Source organism: Arthrobacter sp. CJ23, from assembly GCF_024741795.1.
Lineage (GTDB): Bacteria > Actinomycetota > Actinomycetes > Actinomycetales > Micrococcaceae > Arthrobacter.
In genome coordinates this window covers 1,545,178-1,568,937 of the sequence record NZ_CP102950.1, presented here as the reverse complement: position 1 = coordinate 1,568,937, position 23,760 = coordinate 1,545,178, and the positions used below count along the sequence as shown (strand labels likewise).

The 23,760-nt window shown below is 65.6% G+C and carries 23 protein-coding genes; 10 read left to right on the top strand and 13 right to left on the bottom strand.

Annotated features, from left to right (window positions below):
- Both NVV90_RS06935 and NVV90_RS06930 read left to right on the top strand, forming a co-directional pair.
- Nucleotides 1–744, top strand: a complete 744-nt coding sequence (locus tag NVV90_RS06935) for an ABC transporter permease (protein ID WP_258441096.1) — start codon at nucleotides 1–3, stop codon at nucleotides 742–744.
- Complete coding sequence (locus tag NVV90_RS06930; protein ID WP_258440451.1) at nucleotides 741–1,355, top strand: TetR family transcriptional regulator; 615 nt, start codon at nucleotides 741–743, stop codon at nucleotides 1,353–1,355. The genes NVV90_RS06935 and NVV90_RS06930 overlap by 4 nt, the downstream gene beginning before the upstream one ends.
- 57 nt (nucleotides 1,356–1,412) lie before the next feature.
- On the opposite strand, the gene NVV90_RS06925 is transcribed toward NVV90_RS06930, so the two are convergent.
- From NVV90_RS06925 to dxr, 6 genes are all read right to left on the bottom strand, one after another.
- Nucleotides 1,413–2,153, bottom strand: a complete 741-nt coding sequence (locus NVV90_RS06925) for a hypothetical protein (RefSeq protein ID WP_258440450.1) — start codon at nucleotides 2,151–2,153, stop codon at nucleotides 1,413–1,415.
- A 127-nt stretch (nucleotides 2,154–2,280) separates the two neighbouring features.
- On the bottom strand, nucleotides 2,281–3,159 hold the full coding sequence (locus tag NVV90_RS06920; protein ID WP_258441095.1) for a GNAT family N-acetyltransferase: 879 nt from the start codon (nucleotides 3,157–3,159) through the stop codon (nucleotides 2,281–2,283).
- Nucleotides 3,122–4,288 (bottom strand): flavodoxin-dependent (E)-4-hydroxy-3-methylbut-2-enyl-diphosphate synthase, encoded by a 1,167-nt coding sequence (gene ispG / locus NVV90_RS06915; RefSeq protein ID WP_258440449.1) that lies wholly within the window; start codon nucleotides 4,286–4,288, stop codon nucleotides 3,122–3,124. Before ispG ends, NVV90_RS06920 begins: the two co-directional genes overlap by 38 nt.
- Nucleotides 4,289–4,340: 52 nt before the next feature.
- Nucleotides 4,341–4,634, bottom strand: coding sequence for a YciI family protein (locus NVV90_RS06910; protein ID WP_258440448.1), 294 nt, complete (start codon nucleotides 4,632–4,634; stop codon nucleotides 4,341–4,343).
- A 59-nt stretch (nucleotides 4,635–4,693) separates the two neighbouring features.
- Complete coding sequence (locus NVV90_RS06905) at nucleotides 4,694–6,025, bottom strand: RIP metalloprotease (protein ID WP_258440447.1); 1,332 nt, start codon at nucleotides 6,023–6,025, stop codon at nucleotides 4,694–4,696.
- A gap of 18 nt (nucleotides 6,026–6,043) precedes the next feature.
- Nucleotides 6,044–7,228, bottom strand: coding sequence for a 1-deoxy-D-xylulose-5-phosphate reductoisomerase (dxr, locus tag NVV90_RS06900; RefSeq protein ID WP_258440446.1), 1,185 nt, complete (start codon nucleotides 7,226–7,228; stop codon nucleotides 6,044–6,046).
- 47 nt (nucleotides 7,229–7,275) lie between these two features.
- Here dxr and NVV90_RS06895 point away from each other — a divergent pair, with 47 nt between their 5' ends.
- Complete coding sequence (locus NVV90_RS06895; protein WP_258440445.1) at nucleotides 7,276–8,730, top strand: lipase maturation factor family protein; 1,455 nt, start codon at nucleotides 7,276–7,278, stop codon at nucleotides 8,728–8,730.
- On the opposite strand, the gene NVV90_RS06890 is transcribed toward NVV90_RS06895, so the two are convergent.
- On the bottom strand, nucleotides 8,693–9,802 hold the full coding sequence (locus NVV90_RS06890) for a LacI family DNA-binding transcriptional regulator (protein ID WP_258440444.1): 1,110 nt from the start codon (nucleotides 9,800–9,802) through the stop codon (nucleotides 8,693–8,695). The genes NVV90_RS06895 and NVV90_RS06890 overlap by 38 nt on opposite strands.
- 247 nt (nucleotides 9,803–10,049) lie before the next feature.
- Here NVV90_RS06890 and NVV90_RS06885 point away from each other — a divergent pair, with 247 nt between their 5' ends.
- From NVV90_RS06885 to NVV90_RS06855, 7 genes are read left to right on the top strand one after another with little or no spacing between them, the layout of a single operon-like run.
- Nucleotides 10,050–11,375 carry an extracellular solute-binding protein gene (locus NVV90_RS06885; protein WP_309304099.1) on the top strand — a complete coding sequence of 442 codons (1,326 nt, stop codon included), beginning with the start codon at nucleotides 10,050–10,052 and terminating at the stop codon, nucleotides 11,373–11,375.
- Entirely contained in the window at nucleotides 11,372–12,301 is a 930-nt protein-coding gene (locus tag NVV90_RS06880) for a carbohydrate ABC transporter permease (RefSeq protein ID WP_258440442.1), read from the top strand. Before NVV90_RS06885 ends, NVV90_RS06880 begins: the two co-directional genes overlap by 4 nt.
- A 1-nt stretch (nucleotide 12,302) precedes the next feature.
- On the top strand, nucleotides 12,303–13,208 hold the full coding sequence (locus NVV90_RS06875; RefSeq protein WP_258441094.1) for a carbohydrate ABC transporter permease: 906 nt from the start codon (nucleotides 12,303–12,305) through the stop codon (nucleotides 13,206–13,208).
- 11 nt (nucleotides 13,209–13,219) lie between these two features.
- Nucleotides 13,220–14,434 (top strand): Gfo/Idh/MocA family protein, encoded by a 1,215-nt coding sequence (locus NVV90_RS06870; protein WP_258440441.1) that lies wholly within the window; start codon nucleotides 13,220–13,222, stop codon nucleotides 14,432–14,434.
- Between the two features lie 11 nt (nucleotides 14,435–14,445).
- Nucleotides 14,446–15,450: a sugar phosphate isomerase/epimerase gene (locus NVV90_RS06865; RefSeq protein ID WP_258440440.1), complete on the top strand. Its 1,005-nt coding sequence runs from the start codon at nucleotides 14,446–14,448 to the stop codon at nucleotides 15,448–15,450.
- A gap of 46 nt (nucleotides 15,451–15,496) precedes the next feature.
- Nucleotides 15,497–16,198 carry a ThuA domain-containing protein gene (locus tag NVV90_RS06860; protein ID WP_258440439.1) on the top strand — a complete coding sequence of 234 codons (702 nt, stop codon included), beginning with the start codon at nucleotides 15,497–15,499 and terminating at the stop codon, nucleotides 16,196–16,198.
- Nucleotides 16,183–17,286 (top strand): Gfo/Idh/MocA family protein, encoded by a 1,104-nt coding sequence (locus tag NVV90_RS06855; protein ID WP_258440438.1) that lies wholly within the window; start codon nucleotides 16,183–16,185, stop codon nucleotides 17,284–17,286. The genes NVV90_RS06860 and NVV90_RS06855 overlap by 16 nt, the downstream gene beginning before the upstream one ends.
- Here NVV90_RS06855 and NVV90_RS06850 read toward each other — a convergent pair.
- The 6 genes from NVV90_RS06850 to NVV90_RS06825 form a co-directional block, all read right to left on the bottom strand.
- A complete protein-coding gene (locus tag NVV90_RS06850; protein WP_258440437.1) occupies nucleotides 17,283–18,152 on the bottom strand; it encodes a CoA ester lyase in 870 nt (289 codons plus the stop codon). The two genes, NVV90_RS06855 and NVV90_RS06850, sit on opposite strands and share 4 nt — an antisense overlap.
- Before the next feature lie 34 nt (nucleotides 18,153–18,186).
- A complete protein-coding gene (locus NVV90_RS06845) occupies nucleotides 18,187–18,738 on the bottom strand; it encodes a MaoC family dehydratase (RefSeq protein WP_258440436.1) in 552 nt (183 codons plus the stop codon).
- Nucleotides 18,735–19,475, bottom strand: coding sequence for a CoA transferase subunit B (locus tag NVV90_RS06840; protein ID WP_258440435.1), 741 nt, complete (start codon nucleotides 19,473–19,475; stop codon nucleotides 18,735–18,737). The genes NVV90_RS06845 and NVV90_RS06840 overlap by 4 nt, the downstream gene beginning before the upstream one ends.
- A gap of 2 nt (nucleotides 19,476–19,477) precedes the next feature.
- Complete coding sequence (locus tag NVV90_RS06835) at nucleotides 19,478–20,266, bottom strand: CoA transferase subunit A (RefSeq protein WP_258440434.1); 789 nt, start codon at nucleotides 20,264–20,266, stop codon at nucleotides 19,478–19,480.
- A 74-nt stretch (nucleotides 20,267–20,340) separates the two neighbouring features.
- Nucleotides 20,341–21,504 carry an acyl-CoA dehydrogenase family protein gene (locus tag NVV90_RS06830; RefSeq protein ID WP_258440433.1) on the bottom strand — a complete coding sequence of 388 codons (1,164 nt, stop codon included), beginning with the start codon at nucleotides 21,502–21,504 and terminating at the stop codon, nucleotides 20,341–20,343.
- 2 nt (nucleotides 21,505–21,506) lie between these two features.
- The gene (locus tag NVV90_RS06825; RefSeq protein ID WP_258440432.1) at nucleotides 21,507–23,759 is read right to left on the bottom strand and encodes a biotin carboxylase N-terminal domain-containing protein; all 2,253 of its coding nucleotides are present in this window, start codon (nucleotides 23,757–23,759) and stop codon (nucleotides 21,507–21,509) included.
- Nucleotide 23,760 lies beyond the last annotated feature (1 nt).

Genomic DNA, 23,760 nt, shown 5'->3' with positions numbered 1-23,760 from the left:
ATGATGCTGGCCACCACGGCCCGGGTGCTGGGCCAGCTGCGGCATGACCACCGCAGCGTGGCGCTGATCCTGGTGGTGCCTGCCCTGCTGCTGACCGCCGTCTACTTCCTCTACGAGAATGAGTCCCTTCCGCCGGGGCTTCCCCGCACTTTCGACCGCGTTGGCCTCATGATGCTGGCGATCTTCCCCTTTGTGGTCATGTTCCTGGTCACTTCCATCACCATGCTGCGCGAGCGGACCACCGGGACCCTGGAACGGCTCCTGACCACGCCCATCCACAAGGCCGATCTCCTCTTCGGCTACGCCGTGGCGTTCTCGATCATGGCGGCCCTGCAGTCCATCGTGGCCACCGCCGTGGCCTACTGGGTGTTCGGTCTGGACATCAAGGGCGGCCCGGGCCTGGTGGTGATGATCGCCGTCATCAACGCGGTGCTGGGCGTTGCCTTGGGGCTGCTGTGCTCGGCGTTCGCGCGGACGGAGTTCCAGGCCGTGCAGTTCATGCCCGTGGTGGTGGTCCCGCAGATCCTGCTGTGCGGGCTGTTCGTGGCGCGGGACCGGATGAACGACGTCCTGGAGGCGATCTCCAATGTGCTGCCCCTGACGTTCTCCGTTGACGCGCTCCAGGAAATCGCGGGCAACGCCGAGGCGACGTCGGCCATGTGGCAGGACGCGGCCGTCATGGTGGCAATCGTGCTGTTTGTCCTGGTGCTGGCATCGTTGACACTGCGGCGGCGGACCTCGTGAGCGGCAGCCTGCAGCCGCTGCGGCGGGGGCGCCGGAAGGGCGGCGAGGACTCCCGGCAGCTCATCCTCGCCACGGCCCGGCGGTTGTTTTCCGAGCACGGCTTCGACGGCACCAGCCTGCGGCAGGTGGCACGCGAGGCCCAGGTGGATCCCGCCATGGTCCATCACTTCTTCAAGGGCAAAGATGAACTCTTCGCCCTCAGCGTCGAGCTGCCGGCGGATCCAGAGCAGGTCCTGGCCGGGGTGGAAACCCTGGACCCCGGAGAGCGTGCCGAGGCCATCGTCCGAGCGGTGCTGCGGCTCTGGGAGAGCCCCGCCCAGCACGGCCTGGTGGCCTTCATCCGCGGCACCATCGGTTCCAAGGCCAAGACGGCCCTGCTGCGTGAAATGGTGGCCCGGACCATCCTGTCCCGCATCATGGCGGGCGTGCCGGGCCCCGCCGAGGAGGTCAGGCTGCGCGGCAACCTGGTGGCCACGCAGATGGTGGGGCTCGTGCTGGTGCGGTACGTGGTGCGGCTCGAACCCCTGGCCTCGGCCTCGCGGGACGAGGTGGTCCGGATGGTCGCCCCGAACGTCCAGCGCTACCTCACGGGCGAGCTGGACAGCCCTTGAGGTCCACCGGAGATCCGGGGCAAAGTCCCGGCAGACCGCGTCTATGTGATACCGCGCCTATTTGATGAGGGCAGCGATCTCGTCGAGGGTGGCCGTGGCCTTCTTGGTCTCTGCCAGGACGTCGCCCTTGCTCACGTAGAGACTGGAGATGACCACGCCGCCCCTCGCTGCGGACACCTGGAGCATCGTGGTTGCGGTCCCGCCGAAGGTCGTGGTGGTCTTCAAGGCGATGGCGCCCGGCGTCTTTGACTCAACGGGCAGCACCTCGATTTCACCTTCGGCCTTCTGACCCATGACTTCAACCGTGATGTACTTGCACTTCTCAGCTTGGTCCTTGCTCTTTGCGATGATGCCGGCAATGGCCGATTCCTCCAGGCCGGACACCAGGCTGACAGTCTGCACCGGGGCGGTACCTGCTCCGGGCGTCGAAACAGCGGCAGCCATGCTGGCACCGTCGATGGCCTGCAGCCCGCCTGTGAGGTTGGCTCCGCCGCATTCCTCGGGAGTAACCGCAATCGAGGACATCATGCCCTTGGCACCTTCGAGGCCGGCTTTCAACTGCTCTGCGGGCATGACGGCCAACGGCTGGCCGTCGGCGTCCAGGACATCGGTGAGCAAGGCACCCAGTTCAGCATCGCTGTACTTCTTGAAGGCAGGCTGTGCCTGGTCCGGAGCCTGGCTGCTGGAGGATACTTCCGTCTTTCCTGCTTCGTTGTTCGAAGCCGGGGCCGAACACGCGGCCACGGAAAGCGTTGCGGCGAGCGACAAAGCAAGGACAATTCGACGCGCGTTCTTCATTCGTTCCCCCGAGAGATTGCAGTTCCAGATTCAACCCGGCCATTATTCCATTCAATTGATATGAAACGCGACGGGGACATCTCCCCACGGGGCGAAGGGTCCGCAGCAGCCGGGAAAGAACTCCCGCCTAGAACAAGACAGTGGCGAAGGTTCCGACCTGCTCGAAGCCGACCCGCGAATAGGTGGCCCGGGCCCGGGAGTTGTAGTCGTTGACGTAGAGGCTGGTGACCGGCGCCAGCTTCCGGGCGAGGACCACGACGGCGGCCATGTACGCCGCGCTGAGCCCCTGGCCGCGCATGTCCGGGTTCATCCACACGCCCTGGACCTGCGTGACGTCCGAGGTGACGGCGCCCAGCTCTGCCTTGAAGATCACCGTGCCGGCGGCATCGATGTGCACCAGGGAATGTCCTTGCCGGATGAGGCCGGCCACGCGGCGGCTGTAGAAGTCCTGGCCGCCAAGGAAAGGCGAGTAGCCCACTTCTTCCTCGAACATGGCGGCGCAGGCGGGCAGGATGCGGTCGAAGTCGGCCATCTGGCCGACGCTCAACGAGCGGTTGGGCTCGATGAGAGGGGGCCCGGCGATGGTAAGCAGGGGCTGGCGGGCACGGACCTCGTGGGCGAAATGCCCCAGCTCCTCCAGCCGCGAATGGATCGCAAGGACGGTTTCGGCCGGGCCGAAGATGGAGGCGTAGCGGCGACCGGTGTGGTGGGCTGCCATGGCGATGTAGCCAGCGAGCCCCGGGTCCAGCTGCACGGGAACCAGGTTGGCCCCGGCCCAGCAGGCACCCAGGAGCGTCCCGCCGTCGAACACGCCAAAGACGCTGGCGCCGCCCGAGGTGGGCGCCGCCGTGCCGGTGGTGTCCAGATGCGCCAGGATGAAGACGTTGGCAACAACGTCTTCATCCGCAAGCGCGCGCAGAGCCGGGGTGTCGGCAGAACCGAGCACCCGGACCTGTAAACCGGTCTCGTTACGAGACGCTAACCACGGGGCTACCCTTGACAGCATCTTCGCCATCGGCCTCCCCCATCTCTTCAGCGATACGCATGGCCTCTTCGATCAGTGTCTCAACAATCTGGCTCTCGGGGACAGTCTTGATGACTTCGCCCTTCACGAAGATCTGGCCCTTGCCGTTGCCGGAGGCGACGCCCAGGTCGGCCTCGCGTGCCTCGCCGGGCCCGTTCACGACGCAGCCCATGACGGCGACGCGCAGCGGGATCTCCATGCCTTCCAGGCCTGCGGTGACCTGCTCGGCGAGCGTGTAGACATCCACCTGGGCGCGGCCGCAGGACGGGCAGGAGACGATTTCCAGTTTGCGCGGGCGCAGGTTCAGCGACTGCAGGATCTGGTTGCCCACCTTGATTTCCTCGACGGGCGGCGCCGAGAGGGACACGCGGATGGTGTCGCCGATACCGCGGGACAGGAGCGCACCGAAGGCGGTGGCCGACTTGATGGTGCCCTGGAAGGCCGGTCCGGCCTCGGTCACGCCGAGGTGCAGCGGCCAGTCGCCCTGTTCGGCGAGCATCTCGTACGCCGCCACCATGATCACGGGGTCGTTGTGCTTGACCGAGATCTTGAAGTCATGGAAGCCGTGTTCCTCGAAGAGCGAGGCTTCCCAGACGGCGGACTCAACGAGTGCCTCCGGCGTGGCCTTGCCGTACTTCTTGAGGATGCCGGGCTCCAGCGAACCGGCGTTGACGCCGATGCGGATGGACGTGCCGTGGTCCTTGGCGGCCCGGGCGATTTCCTTGACCTGGTCATCGAACTTGCGGATGTTTCCAGGGTTCACGCGTACCGCGGCGCAGCCGGCCTCAATGGCCGCGAAGACGTACTTCGGCTGGAAGTGGATGTCCGCGATGACGGGGATCTGGGACTTGCGGGCGATGATCGGCAGGGCATCGGCGTCGTCGGCCGAAGGGCAGGCGACACGCACGATGTCGCAGCCGGACGCCGTCAGTTCGGCGATCTGCTGCAGCGTGGCGTTGATGTCCGTGGTGGGGGTGGTGGTCATCGACTGCACGCTGATGGGCGAATCGGAGCCGACGCCGACGGAACCCACCTTGATCTGGCGCGTCTTGCGGCGCGGTGCAAGGACGGGGGGCGGTGCTGACGGCATTCCCAGGCTGACCGAGGTCACGTGGACTCCTTGGGTTGAAGAGAGGTAGTTCTGAAGTGGCAGGACGCCGGGATCAGGAGGCGTGCCCGGCCAGCAGGCCGATCACCGGGTTCCATTCCGTGGTGCGGATGCCCGCGATGGCCTGCACGGCGGCAAAGGGATCCTGTTTAAGGGTTTCCTGCAGCGCCGCCGCATCGGGGGCCTTCATCAGCAGCAGCGCGCCTGCACCGTCGCCGTACGGGCCGCTGGCCAGCAGCAACCCTGCGTCCACCAGGCTGGAGAGCCAGGCGCGGTGGGCGGGGCGGTGCTCATCACGGACAGGGCCGGATTCGGCGTCGTACACGTATTCAACGGCAAAAACAGTCATACAGATACCCTAACGCCATGCAATGCCTGCACCGCCATCGCCATCGGCCCCAGAGACCCCTAGCCGAACAGGTTCACGGGTTTGACGATGTCCGCGTAGATCAGCAGGACACTCATCGCCAGGAGCACCGAGGCCACCACGTAGGTCAGGGGCAGCAGCTTGGCGATGTCGAAGGCTCCCGGGTCCGGCTTGCCGAAGAGTTTCGCCACGCGGCGGCGGACGCCCTCGTAGAGCGCTCCGGCGACGTGTCCGCCGTCGAGCGGCAACAGGGGGACCAGGTTGAAGACGGCCAGCGCAAAGTTCAGGCCGGCCAGAAGGCCCACCAAGGCGCCGATCCGCGCCTGCAGCGGGATCTCCTCCATGGCCGCGACCTCGCCGGCCACGCGTCCCACGCCCACCACGCTGATGGGCCCGTTGGGATCGCGGGGCTCCTCGCTGAAGGCGGCCTGCGCCACCCCCACCACGCGCGCGGGCAGGTTCAGGATGACGCCGGCCACCTGCCTGATGTTTTCACCGGCCATGGGCAGGACCGTCGACGCCGGCTGGGGCACCATTTCGGTCTGCGCGCCGATGCCTAGGAAGCCGACTTCCTGGTACTTGGTCTTGCCGTCGGCGTCCTTTTCGGGGCGGCCGTCGACGCCGATGATGGGCCGGGCGGACAGGACCGGCGTCACGGTGGTGGTGAGGGAGGCGCCGTCGCGTTCCACTGTCATCTGCACTTCCCGGCCGGACGAGGCCCGGATCCAGGAGGTCATTTCCTCCCAGTTGGTGACGGCTTTGCCGTCAAAGGAGGTGACGCGGTCTCCCGGCAGGAGGCCCGAGGCTGCGGCCGGCGTCGGCTTGCAGGCGGCGGAGTCCGGGTCAACGGTCTCCCCTGCGGCGACCTGGCACTTGGAGACATCGGCGATAGTGGTGGTGGCCGTGGCTGCACCGAAGCCCATGAGCAGCACCGCGGTCAGCACCAGGCCGATCAGCAGGTTCATGGCCGGCCCGCCGAGCATGATGATGACTTTCTTCCACACGGGCAGCTTGTAGAAGACCCTGTTTTCGTCGCCGGGCCTCACTTCCTCATGCGCCGCGGAGCGGGCCTCGGTGGCCAGGGTCTGGAACATGCCCGTGCTGGAGGGCCGCACGCTGCCGTCCTGCTTGTTGGGCGGATACATGCCGATCATGGCCACGAAGCCGCCCAGCGGAAGCGCCTTGAACCCGTACTCCGTCTCGCCCTTTTTCCTGGACCACAGGGTGGGGCCGAAGCCGATCATGTACTTCGTGACGCGCACCTTGAACAGCTTGGCCGGGACGAGGTGGCCGATTTCGTGCAGCGCGATGGACGCCGCGACGCCGATCGCCACGAAGACGACTCCGAGGATGAAGAGGATGACGGGATTCATGCCGGGATGGACTGCTTCCTAGAGGGTGGTGCTTGCTAAACGATCGTGTGTGCGGGTCCGTGCCCACGTTTCAGCTTCCAGCACGGACTCCACTGTCAGCTCCGAAGAGCCTGAGTGTTCGCTGAGAACGGACTCCACCGTGTCCACGATGTCCGTGAACCTGATCCGGCCGGCATGGAAGGCCTGCACGGCTTCCTCGTTGGCGGCATTGAAGACCGCGGGGAAGGTGCTGCCCTGCTTGGCGGCGTCCTTGGCAAGGTCTACGGCTGGGAAGGCTGCGGCATCCAGCGGTTCGAAGGTCCAGCTGGTGGCCTGGCTCCAGTCGCAGGCTTGGGCTGCCCCCGGCACCCGGTCCGGCCAACCCAGGCCGAGGGCGATGGGCAGGCGCATGTCCGGCGGCGAGGCCTGGGCGATGATGGAGCCGTCCACGAACTGCACCATGGAATGGACCACGGACTGCGGGTGGACCACAACATCGATGCGGTCCAGGGGCACGTCGAACAGCAGGTGCGCCTCGATGACTTCCAGGCCCTTGTTGACCAGGCTGGCCGAGTTGGTGGTGACCATGAGGCCCATGTCCCAAGTGGGGTGGGCCAAGGCTTCGGCCGGCGTGACATTGTGGAGCTGCTCGCGCGTGCGGCCACGGAACGGGCCGCCGGACGCCGTCAGGATGAGTTTTCCAACCTCGGCCCCGGTGCCCGAACGCAGGCACTGGGCGATGGCGGAGTGCTCGGAGTCCACGGGGACGATCTGGCCTTCGGCCGCGGCGGCCTTGACGAGGGCGCCGCCGACGATCAAGGATTCCTTGTTGGCCAGGGCCAGGCTTGCCCCGGATTTGAGGGCGGCAAGGGTGGGGGCCAGGCCAATGGAGCCGGTGATGCCGTTGAGTACCACATCGCAGTCGATGGCGGCGATCCGGGTGGAGGCGTCCGGCCCCGTGAAGATCTCCGGCCGGTAGTTGCGCAGCCCTGCGGCCTCGGCGGCCGCGTCGATGAGCCGCTGCAGTTCCGCGGCATCCCCATGGGCGATGCCCACGGCCCGGGCCTTGGTGTGGACGGCCTGCCGGGCGATCAGCTCCTGGTTCCCGCCGCCGGCGCTGAGCGCCACCACCTCGAAAAGATGCGGGGCGCCGTCGACGACGTCAATCGCCTGTGTGCCGATGGAACCGGTGGACCCGAGGAGGACGATCTTGCGCGGCTGCATTGCTTAAGTATCCCAGCCCGCCGCCCTGCAGGCGTACCGTAGGAAACGTGGACTGGGTGTCCTGGTTCGAGGCGCCGGACTACGGGTTCGCCCGGCAGGTTCTGCAGCGCGGTACCGCCGCGCTCTACTTCATCGCGCTCCTGTCCACCGTCAACCAGTTCCCGGCCCTTCTCGGCGAGCGCGGCCTGCTCCCTGTCCCCACGTACCTTGGCGGCGGGCGCCGCCTGATGCGTCCCACCCTGTTCCGCTGGCGGTATTCGGACCGGCTGCTCCGCGCGGTCTGCTGGACCGGGATGGGCATCGCGGCGACGCTCGTAGCGGGGCTGCCGCAGCTCGGGCCGCCCTGGGTGCCCATGGCCTCGTTCCTGGCATTGTGGCTGCTGTACATGTCGATCGTGAATGTGGGCCAGACGTTCTACGGCTTCGGCTGGGAGATCCTGCTGCTCGAAATGGGCTTCACGGTGGCGTTCCTGGGTTCGGACCAGACGCCGCCCCCGCGGACCATCCTGCTCCTGCTGGCGTGGTTGCTGTTCCGGCTCGAATTCGGGGCAGGCATGATCAAGATCCGCGGCGGAAGCGAGTGGCGGAACCTCACCGCCCTCTTCTACCACCATGAGACCCAGCCGATGCCCGGGCCGTTGAGTCGCCAGGCGCACCTCCTGCCCAAGGCGTTCCACCGGCTGGAGGTCCTGGGGAATCATTTCGCCCAGCTGGTGGTGCCGTTCTTCCTGTTCGCCCCGCAGCCCCTGGCCGGCATTGCCGCCGGAGTGGTTGTGTTCACGCAGTTGTGGCTGGTGGGGAGCGGGAACTTCGCCTGGCTCAACTGGTCCGCGATTGTGCTCGCCTTCGCCGCGGTGAGCGACCCTGTGGCGCACGCCGTGCTGCCGTTCCTGCCGCTGGACCGGCAAGCAGCCGGCTCCGGCGGGCAGACCCCGGTGTGGTGGCTCGCCGTCGTGCTGGCCGTGACTGTGCTGCTGCTGGTGCTCAGCTACTGGCCCGTCCGCAACCTGCTCTCGAGCGGGCAGCTGATGAACGCCAGTTTCAACCGCTGGCGGCTGGTCAACACCTACGGGGCGTTCGGCACGGTGACCCGGCAGCGGGTGGAGATCGTAGTGGAAGGCACCCTGGACGAGGACCCCGGCGCCGCCGAGTGGCGTGAGTACGGCTTCAAGGGCAAGCCCGGTGATGTGCGGGCGCTCCCCCGCCAATGGGCGCCGTACCACTTAAGGCTGGACTGGCTCATGTGGTTCCTGCCCCTGCGCACCGTGCACGAGGACTGGTTCTACGCGTTCCTGGACAAACTGCTCGACGCCGACCCACCCACCCTGCGCCTGCTGCGCCGTGACCCGTTCGACGGCGGACGGCCGCGCTGGGTGCGGGCGCGCAGCTATCTCTACCGTTTCGCGAGCCGTGCGGAGTTCCGGGAGAGCGGCGAGCGCTGGGTGCGGATGGAACTGTTCGACGCTATTCCGCCGTTGTCGCAGTCACGCCGACGGCGGTAGCTCCCCTGACCTTTGATGCCCACGGCGGGGCGGTGTTGGTTCCGCGGGGTGGAGCCGTGGATTCGCGGACAACCAGATGGGTGGCCAGCTCGACCCTGCGTGAATCAATGTCTTCGCCCCGCATTTGGCGCAGGATGAAGCGCAGCGCTGAACGGCCCATTTCCTGGAGTGGCTGCGACACGGAGGTCAGCGGGGGAACTGATTCCTCAGCCTGGTGCGTGCCGTCAAAACCCACCAGGCTCATGTCCTCGGGGATGCGGACGTGCTGCCGCCGGGCTTCCGCCAGGACGCCCAAGGCGATGCTGTCACTGCCGGCGAAGATGGCCGTGGGCGGATCCTCGAGCGCCAACAGTGCCTTCATTCCGCGCACACCGTTCTCCGGCTTAAAGGGTCCCGAGGACACGAATTCGTCGTCCACAGTGATGCCCTCGGCCATCAGGGCTGCCATGTAGCCGTGCAAGCGTGCCTGGCTGCATTCAGCCGTGGCCGGGCCGCCAATGTAGGCAATCCTCCGGTGCCCCAACTCCAGCAAATGGGTCGCGGCAGCCTTTCCTCCGGCCCAGTTGCTTGCCCCGACGCTGAAGACGTCCGCAGGTGGCGGGTTGAGCGGATCGATGACCACGAGCGGAATTTGCCGGCGCTGGAATGCTTCGAGTTGCGCCGATCCGTAGGCGGAGGTTACGACGATCATCCCGCTGCGGCCTTCGTCGATCATCCGTTGCGCGCGTTCTTCGGGTCCCAGGGGCGAAGCCGACTGCCTGCCGGTCACCGACAGGATCAGTTCCATCTCGGATACGGCAGCGTGCTCCAGCACCCCGTTGAGCACTTCAACGGCATAGGCCGAATTCAGCGAATCAAAGACGACTTCCACAGCCCGATGCTCTGCGGTGCCCTTGCGTTGGAGGGGGGACTTATAGCCTGTCCGCTGCAGGGCAGCCAACACGCGCGCACGCGTTCCCTCGGCCACGTCCCCCCGGCCATTGACCACCTTGGAAACCGTCGGCGCCGAAACGCCAACCTCTTTGGCCACTGCGGCCAATGTGAGCTTTGACGGACGCTGTTCCCGGTCCATGGATCCCCCTGTTGTCGAAATATTTCGGACCCGATCAGTGTGCATTAGTGACGATTACGCCGTCAAGCGACTCCAGAAAGTCCAAAATCTGATGCAAAGAGGGCTTGACGGTGACTCGCCTCACAGCTAAATTTGGTGAGCACTTCCGAAAGGTTGTTCGAAATATTTCGATACTTCCGCGAATGGCCACCCTTTAGGACATGAGCACCGCAACTTGCTCAACGAGGCGACTACACATGGAGAAGCAATGAGGCAGTTCCAATCATCCCGGCGTTCTTTTCTAGCTCTCGCGGCCGTAACGCCGTTCGCGGTCATGGCAACGAGTGCCTGTGGTACGTCCGGACCGGGCAGCGCAGGCGGAGGAGGGGCCAGCATGTGGTTCCTCTCCGGTGAACCGAACCAGACCACCATTCAGAAGGCAGTGGACGCTTTCGGTTCGTCGAATCCCGACAACAAGATCGCCGTCACGTACTTCCAGAACGACGCCTTCAAGACGAAGATCAAGACCGCCATCGGCGCCGGCCAGGCTCCGACCATCGTCTACGGCTGGGGTGGTGGAACCTTGAAGACCTACGCCGAGGCCAAGCAAGTGGAGGACCTGACCACCTGGTTCGACGCCAACCCGGACCTGAAGAACAAGTTCTTCCCTGCCTCCTTCGGTGCAGCCACAGTCAACGGCAAGATCTATGCCCTCCCCAACCAGTACGTGGCCCCCATTGTCCTGTTCTACAACAAAGAGGTTTTCGCAAAGGCCGGGGCCCAGCCGCCCAAGACCTGGGATGACGTCATGTCACTGGTGAAGACCTTCAACGACATGGGTGTGGCGCCCTTCTCCCTCGGTGGACAATCGCGCTGGACCTCCATGATGTGGTTGGAATACCTCCTGGACCGCATCGGCGGGGCCGAAGTGTTCAACGCCATCTTTGCGGGCAAGCCCAATGCCTGGATGGATCCAGCAGTGATCGAAACGGGCACCAAGATCCAGGAACTCGTATCGGCAGGTGGGTTCATCAAGGGCTTCTCTTCCATCACTGCAGATTCGAAGGCAGATCAGGCTCTGTTGTTCACCGGTAAGGCAGCAATGATGCTCCAGGGCTCCTGGACATACGGCGCGATGAAGAAGGATGGACAAAACTTCGTCCAGGACGGAAAGCTGGGCTTCGCAACATTCCCCACTATCCCGGGCGGCAAGGGCGACCCGAAGAACGGCGTAGGCAACCCTGCCCAGTACATGTCGATTTCGGCCAAGGCCTCCGACAGCGAAAAGGAAACAGCGAAGAAGTTCTTCAAGGACGGCATCATGACCGATACGGTCATCGACGCCTACATCAACTCCGGTTCGGTCCCCATCGTGAATGGAATTGAGGACAAGCTTTCAACCTCCCCGGACAAAGACTTCCTGAACTTCGTCTACGATCTCGCCAAGAATGCCCCGAACTTCCAACAGTCTTGGGATCAGGCCCTGAGCCCAACAGCTGCAGAAGCACTGCTGAACAACATCGATCAACTCTTCCTTAAGTCGATAACGCCACAGCAGTTCGCCGAGAACATGAATGCAACCCTCGGCAAATGAGTTCATCAACCACTCATAGGGCGGCCAACGTCTCGCGGAGCAGTGAACGGAGACCAGCGCAAAAATCTGCACTCCCTTGGCTGACGCTGCCGGCGCTGTTTTTCTTCCTGGTCTTCGCCGTTGTCCCCTTGGTAGGCGTTCTTGTCCTGAGTTTCGCCGACTGGGACGGTATTGGCGCCATCGGAGCAGCCGGCATGGAGAACTGGGCGTCGGTGCTCACGGACCCGGGCCTGTACAACGCCTTGGGTTTGACGTTCATGATCATGATTGTCTCCTGGCTCGTCCAGACGCCCATCAGTCTTTTGCTGGGAGTGTTCACAGCAGGAAGCCAGCGCTACAGGGCAGCTTTGGCGGTGCTGTACTTCTTGCCGCTGCTGCTTTCCTCAGCGGCAGTTGCCATCGCCTATAAAGCCCTGTTGGACCCGAATTTCGGCTTGGCAATGGGCTTGGGGTTGCCGTTCCTGGCCCAAGACTGGCTGGGCGTCCCACAGTTGGCCTTGGGCTTGGTCATTTTTGTGATCGCCTGGCAGTTCGTGCCGTTCCATACACTCATCTACCAAGGTGGCGTGCGGCAGATCCCCAAGTCCCTGTACGAGGCGGCCCAGATCGATGGCGCAGGAACCATCAAGCAGTTCTTCCACATAACCCTTCCTCAGCTGAAATACACCATCATCACGTCGTCAACCCTGATGGTCGTCGGATCGCTGACGTACTTTGACCTCATCTTCGTCCTCACCGGCGGCGGACCGGGTAACTCCACCCGCATCCTGGCGCTGGACATGTATCTACGCGGCTTCCGGGCAAACCTGATGGGACCAGCAAGCGTCATCGCCGTCATCCTCGTCGTCATAGGCCTTGCACTTGCCTTGTTCCTCCAACGCCTTGGGGGCAAGGACAAGCAAGGCAGCCAATTGGAAGGTTTGTAAGGTGAGCACTGTCCTGAAAAGCGATCGGAAGGCCGCACCCGACAATCCCCCGGCCCATTCGGTCAAGGCCCGGCAATCCCTCGGCACACGGGTCAAGCGGCTCAACATCCCCGGAGGTCTCGGCGGCTGGATATGGCTGGCCGTCATTATCGTTCCGGTGTATTACATCGTCATCACCAGCCTGAAGACATCGGAGGGGTACTTCGGCCAGAACCCGCTTGCTCCCCCGACGGCACCAACTCTGGAGAACTACCAACTGGTTCTTGAGGCCAACTTCGCGGCGTATTTCATGAACAGCGTGATCGTCACACTGGGATCAGTGATCCCCACCGTCCTGATTTCCTTCATGGCTGCCTTCGCGATCGTTCGGGGACACGGCCGTTACCTGAAGTTTGTCAATGGAATGTTCCTCATGGGCTTGGCGATTCCGCTCCAAGCGACGATCATTCCGATCTACTTGATGATCATCCGGCTGAATTTGTATGACAGCATCTTGGCCATCATGCTTCCGTCCATTGCGTTCGCCATACCCCTGACGGTACTGATCCTGTCCAACTTCATCCGGGATGTCCCCAACGAGTTGTTCGAGTCAATGCGGCTGGACGGCTGCAGCGAATGGCAGACCATGTGGCGGTTGGCTCTACCCCTGACCCGGCCGGCAATAGTAACCGTGGCAATTTACAACGGCTTGCACGTCTGGAATGGCTTCCTGCTCCCCCTGGTACTCACCCAGAGCCCTGAATTGCGTGTCCTCCCGCTGGCGCTGTGGACCTTCCAAGGCGAGTTCAGTGTCAACATCCCGGCAGTTCTTGCATCCGTGGTGCTCAGCACGCTGCCAATCCTGGTGATTTACGTCCTTGGACGCCGCCAATTGGTCAGCGGCCTCACCGCAGGCTTCAGCAAGTAGAAAGGAACCCCATGTCACAAACAAAACCCCTGCGCGTAGGCATGGTCGGCTACGCCTTCATGGGTGCCGCCCACTCCCACGCCTGGCGGACCGCGCCGCGGTTCTTCGACCTCCCGCTCGCCCCGGAACTGACAGCGGTGGCTGGGCGCAACGAAGAAGGCGTCCGTGCTGCGGCCCGTAAGTTCGGCTGGGATTCCGTGGAAACGGACTGGCGCCGCCTGATGGAGCGCGACGACATCGACCTGGTCGACATCTGCACGCCCGGGAACACCCACGCCGAGATCGCCATCGCGGCGCTCGAGGCCGGCAAGCACGTCCTGTGCGAAAAGCCCCTGGCCAACTCCGTGGAAGAGGCGGAACGGATGGTGGCTGCCGCTGAGGCCGCCGCTGCCCGGGGCGTGTTGTCCATGTGCGGATTCAGCTACCGCCGCACCCCGGCGTTGGCCCTGGCAAAGCGGATGGTTGACGACGGCCGGCTGGGCGAGCTCCGGCATATCCGGGCGCAGTACTTGCAGGACTGGCTCAGCGACGCTGATGCGCCGCTCACCTGGCGGCTGGATAAGGCCAAATCCGGGTCCGGCTCCCTGGGCGACATCGGCGCCCACAGCATCGACGCCGCCCAGTGGATCACCGGCCGGAACATCACGGGCGTCTCGGCCCTGCTGGAGACCTTCGTGAAGGAACGCCCCTTGGGTGGAGACTTCGTGGGGTTGGGCGGGCACGGCGGATCTGACGGCCCCCGGGGGCCGGTCACCGTGGACGACGCAGCGCTGTTCACCGCGCGATTTGAGGGAGCGCCCGACGGCGGTGCTGCCGCCGGCGGCGGTCCTTCCTCAGGTCCGGTCGGTGTCTTCGAAGCCACCCGCTTTGCCCTGGGCCGCAAGAACGCCATGCGCCTGGAACTCAACGGCACCAAGGGATCGCTCGCCTTCGACTTCGAAGACATGAACTCCCTGCAGTTCTACGATTCCGCCCAGGAACCGGACGCCGGCTTCCGCAAGATCATGGTCACCGAGCCGTCCCACCCCTACACCGGCAACTGGTGGCCCACCGGACACGGACTCGGCTACGAGCATGGATTCACCCACCAAGTGGTTGACCTGGTGACCGCCATCGGCGGTGGCGAGCAGCCCTCGCCGTCGTTCGCCGACGCCTTGCAGGTGCAAAAGGTACTGGCCGCCGTCGAGGCAAGCGCAGACAATTCAAGCCGCTGGCAGCACGTCTGAAAGGAATGACCATGACGCGACCCATCACTCTCTTCACCGGCCAGTGGGCCGACCTCCCGTTTGAGGAGGTAGCCAGGCTCGCAGGCGAGTGGGGCTTTGACGGCCTCGAGATCGCCTGCTGGGGCGACCATCTCGATCCGCAACGCATCCTCGAGGACGATGCCTACTTGCAGGGCAAGCTCGAGATCCTGGACAAACACAAGCTGACGGTGCATGCCATCGCCAACCACCTCACCGGCCAGGCCGTCTGTGACGATCCCATCGACGAACGCCACCGGGACATCCTTTCCGCCGAGGTGTGGGGCAACGGTGATCCGGAAGGGGTCCGCACACGGGCCGCCGAAGCCATGAAGACCACAGCCCGCGCCGCGGCAAGGCTCGGCGTCAACACCGTCACGGGTTTCACTGGCTCGTCCATCTGGAAGTGCGTCGCTATGTTCCCGCCGGCCTCGGAAGCCATGATCGAACGCGGCTACCAGGACTTCGCAGATCGCTGGAACCCCATCATGGACGTGTTCGACGAAGTGGGGGTCCGTTTCGCTCTGGAGGTCCACCCTTCGGAGATCGCCTACGACTACTGGACCGCCAAACGCACCCTTGAGGCGATCGGGCACCGGGCGAACTTCGGCCTGAACTTCGACCCCTCACACTTCATCTGGCAGGACCTGGATCCCGTCATGTTCCTCCAGGACTTCGCAGACCGGATCTTCCACGTCCACGTCAAGGAGTCCGTCCGCCAACTCAATGGCCGCAACGGCCGCCTCGGATCCCACTTGCCCTGGGCGGATCCCCGACGCGGCTGGGATTTCGTGACTGCTGGCCACGGCGACGTGAACTGGGAGCCGATCTTCCGCACACTCAATGCGATCGGCTACCAAGGCCCCACCAGCATCGAATGGGAAGACGCCGGAATGGACCGGCTGATCGGCGCTCCCCAAGCGCTGGAGATGGTCCGGGAACTGGCCGCCATCAAGCCACCGGTCGCTGCTTTCGACGCGGCCTTCGCCGCGCGCTGATCCACCACATCGACTCAAACGCATACACCCCGATACGAAGGAAACCATGACAAGCAACAACAAGACTGCCCTGGTGGTCCGCGGCGGATGGGACGGACACCAACCGGTGGAAGCCACCGAGCTGTTCATCCCCTACTTGACGGCCAACGGCTACGAGGTCCGGGTGGAGGAATCACCCAAGATCTACGCCGATCCGGACTACATGGCAGGCGTGGACCTCATCGTGCAGTGCATGACGATGTCCACCATCGAGAAGGACGAGTTCGAGGGGCTCCGCACCGCCGTCGAAAACGGCACCGGACTGGCCGGCTGGCACGGCGGCATCGCCGATTCCTACCGCAACACTTCGGACTATCTGCACTTGATCGGCGGCCAGTTCGCCTGCCACCCCGGCAAGCACGCTGACGAACAGACCGGTGAACAGTCGGACAACTACGTCCCCTACACCGTAAACATGCTCCCCGCGGCGGCCGGGCACCCCATCACGCAGGGAATCGGCGACTTCGACCTCGTCACCGAGCAGTACTGGGTCCTGGCCGATGACTACATCGACGTCCTGGCCACCACCACCCAAAAGGTCCGGGAATGGGACCCATGGCATCGCGAGGTCACCTCCCCCGCCATCTGGACCAGGCAATGGGGCAAGGGAAAGATCTTCGTCTCCACCCCGGGCCACCGGGTGGAAATCCTCCAGGACAGCAACGTCCGCACCATCATCGAAAGGGGCATGCTGTGGGCAAGCCGCTAAACGTAGGAATCATCGGCTGCGGCGCCATCATCGCCCAGTACCTGGCGAACTTCAGGCGGCTCGACGCCATTAATCTGGTGGCCGTCGCCGATCTCGATCCCGTCCGTGCCCAGGCAGTTGCCGACTCCTACGACGGCGTCCGCGCGCTGTCCGTGGACGAGCTGCTGGCGGCCGCCGACGTCGAACTCGTGCTGAACCTCACCATCCCGGCCGCGCACGCTGACATCGCCCTCAAAGCGATCTCTGCCGGCAAGTCGGTCTACGGCGAAAAGCCGCTGGCGGCTACAACCGCGGAAGCACGGCAAGTGCTCGATGCCGCCAAGGCTGCGGGAGTGGTGGTCGGCTGTGCGCCGGACACCGTCCTGGGCACCGGGATCCAAACAGCGCGCAAGGCGATCGACGACGGCCTGATCGGGGCACCGGTTTCGGCCACCGCCACCATGGCAACACCGGGCCACGAACGCTGGCACCCGAACCCGGACTTCTACTACCAGCCCGGCGGCGGACCGCTGCTGGACATGGGCCCGTACTACGTCTCCGCGCTTGTCACCTTGCTTGGACCTGTGGTGTCGGTGGTGGGCGCCGCCAGCCACACGCGCAGCGAACGTACCATCGGTTCCGGGCCGCGCGAGGGGCAAAAGGTGCCTGTGGAGATTGATTCGCACGTAACAGGCATCCTGGTTCACGCTTCCGGGGCCTTGTCCACGCTGTTCATGAGTTTCGACGCCGCCCAGACCAAGAGCCCCAACATCGAGATCCACGGGGAGTCCGGCTCGCTCATTGTGCCGGATCCCAACCATTTCGACGGCGACGTGCAGCTCTTTGCGCTCGGCGCCCAGGATTGGGAGACGCTCCCCGTCTCTGCCGGCTATGTTGACTCCGGAAGGGGCTTTGGCATCGCCGACCTCGCAGCCACTCCGGCCGGGCAGGAGCCACGCGCCGGCGGCGAACTGGCCTTCCACGCCCTGGAGGTCATGGAGTCGGTGCTCGAATCCGCGAAGAGCGGCCAGTCAATAGCCATTAAGAGCACGGCCGCGCGGCCGGCCTTGGTGGAGCTGGCAACCGTGGCCGAAACCGTGCGGGCCTAACGGCCTGCCCGGCGCAGGGTTGCCTCGGCGTGCTTGAGGATGGGGCCGTCGATCATCTTGCCCTTGAACTGGAAGACCCCGCTGCCCGCCGCTGCGGCCACGTCAAGGAGCTCCCGGGCCCCGGCCACGGCCTCAGCGGAAGGAGCATAGGCCTCGCGGACCACCGCCACCTGGTTCGGGTGGATGCAGGCCTTGACGCCGAAGCCGCTCGCCACGGCGTCGCGGGATTCGGCCGCCAATCCTTCAAGATCGGGGATGTTGACGTAGACGGCGTCCACGGCCTCCTTGCCGGCGGCCTTCGCCGCCAGGAGGACGGCGGAACGGGCGTTCAGCGCGACGGCACGGTACCCGCCGTCGTCGGTCCTGCTGGACGTTCCGCCCAGCGAGGCGATCAGGTCCTCCGCTCCCCACATCAGGGCGACGACGTTCGGCTCGGCCGCGATGGCGGCCGCGTTGACGATGCCTTTGGCCGTTTCGCACAGGGCAACCACCCGGTAGCCTTCGAGTTGCTTCAGCTGCGCGGCGCTTTCGGCCTTGGCGAGCATCACGGTGCGGTACGGGGTGTGCGCGAGGCAGTGCAGGTCCTTGGCGAAGTCCTCCGTGCCTGCCGGGTTGACCCGGACGATGGTGCGGCTGGGATCCAGTTCGGCGGCCTCCCCCTCCGATCCCACCTGCGCGAGGATGGCGCCGCGCGCCCGCTGCTTGTCCGCCGGCGCGACGGCGTCCTCGAGGTCCAGGATGACGGCGTCGGAGCGCCCGGCTGCTTTGCCAAAGCGCTCGGGCCGGTCCGCGGGGCAAAAGAGCAGGGCGGGGCCCATGGTGAATGCCGCCTCGGTGAAGGCGGTATCGGGCTCAGAGGGAGGCATCGCGGATCCTTGAATGTTGTGTCTGTGATGGTGTCTAGTTGGTCTCGCGCGGGGCGGCCGCCGAGGCCTGGTGGGCGTCCTTCATCCACATGAGGCATTTCCTGGTGGCCAGCGCCACCACATCCCCGTGCTGGTTCCGCCCGGTGTGCTGCATGGTCACGATGCCCTGGCCGGGACGCGATTCCGAAGCCCGCTTCCCGGTGACCACCGTCTCCGTGTACAGCGTATCGCCGTGGTAGAGCGGGTGCGGGAACGTGACGCTCTCCAGTCCCAGCTGGGCGATGATGGTGCCCTGGGTCAGCTGGGGCACGGACTGCCCCACCAATGTGGCGAGCGTGAACATGGAGTTCATCAGCCGCTGGCCGAAGGGCTGGCCGGCGCTCCAGGCGGCGTCCAAGTGCAGGGCCTGGGTATTCATGGTCATGGTGGTGAACAGGACATTGTCCGTTTCGGTGACGGTACGGCCGGGGCGGTGGGCGTAGACCACGCCTTCCTCGAGCTCGTCGAAGTACAGGCCGCGCTGTTCGATCACTCGCTGCTGTGGCAGAGGCTGCTGTTCCGGTTGCAGTGCTTCCGGCGCCGTCATACGGTCAACTCCTGGTCTTCTTCGAAGAGCTCCGCACCGGTGGCAGCGGCAAGCTCTTCAATCGACACGTTGGGGGCGAGTTCACGCAGGACCAGCCCGTTGGGGGTCACATCGATCACCGCAAGATCGGTGATGATCCGGTCCACGCAGCCCTTGCCCGTGAGCGGCAGGGTGCAGCGCTCCACGATCTTCGGATTGCCGTTCCGGTCCACATGCTCCATCATCACTATGACTTTCTTGGCTCCGAACACCAGGTCCATGGCGCCGCCCATCCCCTTGACCATCTTGCCGGGGATCATCCAGTTGGCGAGGTCCCCGTTGGCGGCGACCTCCATGGCGCCCAGCACGGCCACATCCACGTGCCCGCCGCGGATCATGCCGAAGGACAGCGAGGAGTCGAAGAACGCCGCGCCTTTGTTGACGGTGACGGTCTCCTTGCCGGCGTTGATGAGGTCAGGATCGACGGCGTCTTCCGCCGGGTAGGGCCCGACGCCCAGGATGCCGTTCTCCGAGTGCAGCACCACTTCCACGCCGGCGGGAATGTAGTTGGGAATGAGCGTGGGCATGCCGATGCCCAGGTTGACGTACTGGCCGTTGCTGAGCTCCTGAGCCACCCGGGCGGCCAGTTCGTTGCGGGTCCAGCCTTTCGTCTCCGGATGCTCGACGGCGGCGCGCCGGTATTCGTGCCTGACGGCTTCGGGTCGGGGCGGGACATCCTGGAGGCTGTTCGGTTCCATGGCTATGCTCCTGCCTGTTCGGGGGTGCCTGACGTGGCCGCGGCCAGCGCCACCGTCCTCTTCTCGATGCGCTTCTCGGCATCCGGGGCGAGGACTATGCGCTGCACGAAGATGCCGGGGACGTGGATGTGTTCCGGGTCCAGCTCCCCCGGTTCCACGAGTTCCTCGACCTCGGCGATGGTGACCTTGCCGGCCATGGCGCAGAGCGGGTTGAAGTTCATCGCGGTGGCATGGAAGACGAGGTTGCCGTGCCGGTCCCCCTTCCAGGCGTGGACCAGTCCGAAGTCGGGCGTCAGGGACTCTTCCAGCACGTAGTCGGCCCCGTTGAAGGTGCGCACTTCCTTGGGCGAGGAGGCGATCGCCACGGCACCTCCGGCGTCGTACTTTTGCGGCAATCCTCCCTCGGACACCTGGGTCCCGACGCCCGCCGCGGTGAAGAACGCCGGGATGCCGGCACCGCCGGCCCGGAGCTTCTCGGCCAGGGTGCCCTGCGGGGTGAGGACGACTTCGAGCTCCCCGGCCAGGTACTGGCGGGCGAACTCCTTGTTCTCGCCCACGTAGGAGCTGACGGTGCGGCGGATGCGGCCGTCCTTGAGCAGGATGCCCAGCCCCCAGTCGTCCACGCCGCAGTTGTTGCTGACCGTCTCAAGGTTGCGGGTGCCCTGCTGATGGAGCGCGTCGATCAGCGCCACCGGGATGCCGCACAAGCCGAAACCGCCGACGGCGAGCGAGGCGCCGTCGGGGATGTCCTTCACCGCGTCCGCGGCGCTGGCTACCACCTTGTCAATCATCGTCGATCCTTCCAGCCGGGGCCCGGTCCCGGCGGCGGTGGCCGCCGGGACCGGAAGGGCACTACAGTCCGGTACTACAGCCCGAGATCCCGAGCGATGAGCATCAGCTGGACCTCGGTGGTGCCCTCACCGACCTCAAGGATCTTGGAGTCGCGGTAGTGGCGGGCCACCGTGAATTCGTTGATGAAGCCATAGCCGCCGAACACCTGGGTGGCGTCCCGCGCGTTGTCCATGGCTGCCTCACCTGCGATCATCTTAGCGATGGCGGCCTCGGTCTTGAACGGCTTGCCGGCCAGCATCCGGGCGGCCGCGTCGTAGTAGGCCAGGCGCGCCGAGTGGGCACGTGCCTGCATGCGCGCGATCTTGAACTGGATGGCCTGGTACTTGCCGATGTTCTGGCCGAAGGCGCTGCGCTCCTTGGCATATTTGACGGAGAGGTCCACGCAGCCCTGCGCCGCACCGGTGGCCAGGGCGGCGATGGCGATGCGGCCCTCGTCCAGGATGGACAGGAAGTTGGCGTAGCCGCGGCCCTGCTGGCCGAGGAGGTTGGCCTCCGGGACACGCACGTCGGCCAAACTCAGCGGGTGCGTGTCCGAGGCGTTCCAGCCCACCTTGTTGTAGGCCTTTTCGGCCTTGAAGCCGGGCGTGTCGGTGGGCACCAGGATGGTGGAGATTTCCTTCTTGATGCTGCCGTCCTTGCGCTGGTGCTGGCCGGTGACGGCGGTGACCGTCACGAGCCGGGTGATGTCGGTTCCGGAGTTGGTGATGAACTCCTTGTTGCCGTTGATCACCCACTGGCCGTCCTCGAGGTGCGCATGCGTCTTGGTGCCGCCGGCGTCCGAGCCCGCCTCCGGCTCCGTCAGGCCGAAACCGGCCAGTGCCTGTCCCGTGGCCAGCTGGGGCAGCCATTCCTCCTTCTGTGCCTGGGTGCCGAAGCGGTAGACGGGCATGGCACCCAGGGAAACGCCCGCTTCCAGGGTGATGGCCACGGACTGGTCCACGCGGCCCAGCTGCTCCAGGGCCAGGGACAGCGCGAAGAAGTCCCCGCCCATGCCGCCGAGCTCCTCCGGGAACGGGAGGCCGAACAGGCCCATCTCGCCCATCTGCTTGATCACGTCGTAGGGGAAGCTGTGTTCCTCGTCGTGCTTGGCGGAAACGGGAGCAACCACTTCGTCGGCAAACTCACGAACGGAGTCGCTGAGGTCCTGGTATTCCTCGCTGAGTTCAAAATTGACCACGGTCAGACTTCCTTGTCGTTCTCGGCGTCGCTGGACGCACTGGTGTTGGCTGCTGTGCTGGTGTTGGCTGCCGCTTCGGGCGTGCCTTCCGGCACATGGATGGTGGCGAGGACCTGATCGGCCTTCACCAGGTCTCCCGTCTTGATGCTCAGGTGCACGGTGCCGGACACGGAAGCCACCAGCTGGTGCTCCATCTTCATGGCCTCCACCGCGAGCAGGACCTGCCCGGCCTCCACGGCATCGCCATTGGCCACGGAGACGGAGACCACTGTGCCGGGCATGGGTGAGCGGACCTCGGGATCGGCCACGCCTTCCTCCCGCTGGATGCCGGCCAGGAGACGCTGCAGCCGGGTTTCGCGGTCCAGGATCTCGACGCGGCAGGACCAGCCGTCGTTTCCGAGGAAGACCTCCCGGACGCCACGGGTTCCCCCCTTCCCGCCGGAAGCCGTGGCCAGCCCGAGGGCGAACCGGACCCGGCCGCCGTCGATCTCCAGGTCGACGCTGGAGGAGGAGCGGCCGAGTACCAGCACCCGGTGCCCGGGCCCGCCGTCCACCCGGACCAGGGCGTGGCCCTGCCGGGATTCGCCGCGCCGAAGCCCGCCGGGCGCAACCACGGACACCGTGGAGACGGTTCCGCCGGCCAGGCCCAGGCTGACGGTCCAGGGGGCACGGCCGCCCACCCGCCAGGCGTCCGGGGTGCGCCAGGCGTCGCCCGCCAGCGCGGAACCTTCACGGTCCAGCCAGGCGGTCATGGCCACGGCGATCAGCTCCGCGTCGCCGGCGTGCCGGAACTCCAGCTCGGGCAGCTTCCGCTCGATGAGGCCGGTGTCCAGGTGCCCGGCCCGGACGTCGCCGTCGTTGATCAGCAGGCGGAGGTACTCCACGTTGGTGTCCAGCCCGAGCAGCGTGTAGCGGCCCAGCGCGCTGTCCAGCGTGTCGAGGGCGGCCTTGCGGTCCGGCCCCCAGGCGATGACCTTGGCGAGCATGGGGTCGTAGTCGCCGGTGACGTCCAGCCGCGGGCGCATGGCGGAGTCGATCCGCACGTCCGCGTCCGCCGTGGCGGGGTCCAGCCCGTCGTTGAAGTCGACGCCGGAGGCATCGAACATGGTGCCGCGCTCGTCCAGGGCGAGGACCTGGCCGATGGACGGCATGAAGTTGCGTTCCGGGACCTCCGCATAGACGCGCCCCTCGACGGCGTGGCCGGTGAGCACGACGTCGGACTGCGCCACGGTAAGGACCTCGCCGGCGGCGATCCGCACCTGCCATTCGACCAGGTCCACGCCGGTGACCATTTCGGTGACGGGGTGCTCCACCTGCAGGCGGGTGTTCATCTCCATGAAAAAGAACTCGTCCGGGGCGTTGTCCGAAACCAGGAATTCCACGGTGCCCGCGCCGCTGTAGTGGACGCTGCGGGCGGCGTTGCAGGCGGCCTCGCCGACCCGCGCCCGGGTGGCCCCGCCGTCGTTCAGTGACTCCAGAAGCGGCGACGGCGCTTCCTCAATCACTTTCTGGTGGCGGCGCTGCAGGGAGCACTCACGCTCGCCGAGGTGGATGACATTGCCGTGGTTGTCGGCCAGGACCTGGACCTCGATGTGCCGCGGCGCCTGGACGAGCCGCTCCAGGAACAGGGTGTCGTCGCCGAAGGCCGAGGCGGCCACCCGGCGGGCCGTCAGCAGGGTCCCGGCCATGTCCTCTGGCCGTTCCACGATGTGCATGCCTTTGCCGCCGCCGCCGGCCGAGGGCTTGATCAGCAGCGGGAAGCCGACGCCTGGTGCCGCGGCGATCAGCTGTTCGTCGCTCAGCCCGGGTTCGGCGATGCCCGGGACGCAGGGAACGCCGAAGTCCATGACGTGGTTCTTGGAGCGGATCTTGTCGCCCATGACGTCGATGGCCTCGATGCCGGGGCCGATGAAGGTGATCCCTGCAGCGTCGAGGGCCTTGGCGAACTCCACGTTTTCCGCCAGGAAGCCGTAGCCGGGGTGCACGGCCTGCGCACCGGTCCGCCGGCACGCTTCGATGATGGCGTCGATGCGGAGGTAGCTCTCGGACGGGGCGGTTCCGCCGATGCCTACGGCCATGTCCGCCAGGGCCACGTGCTTGGCGGACGCGTCCGCATCCGAGTAGATGGCCACGGAGCGGATGCCCAGTGAGCGCAGGGTGCGGATGACGCGGCAGGCGATCTCGCCGCGGTTGGCCACCAGGACGGTGTCGAAGGGCGGTGCCGCCGCCCCGGAATTCCGGTCAGCTGAAGTCATC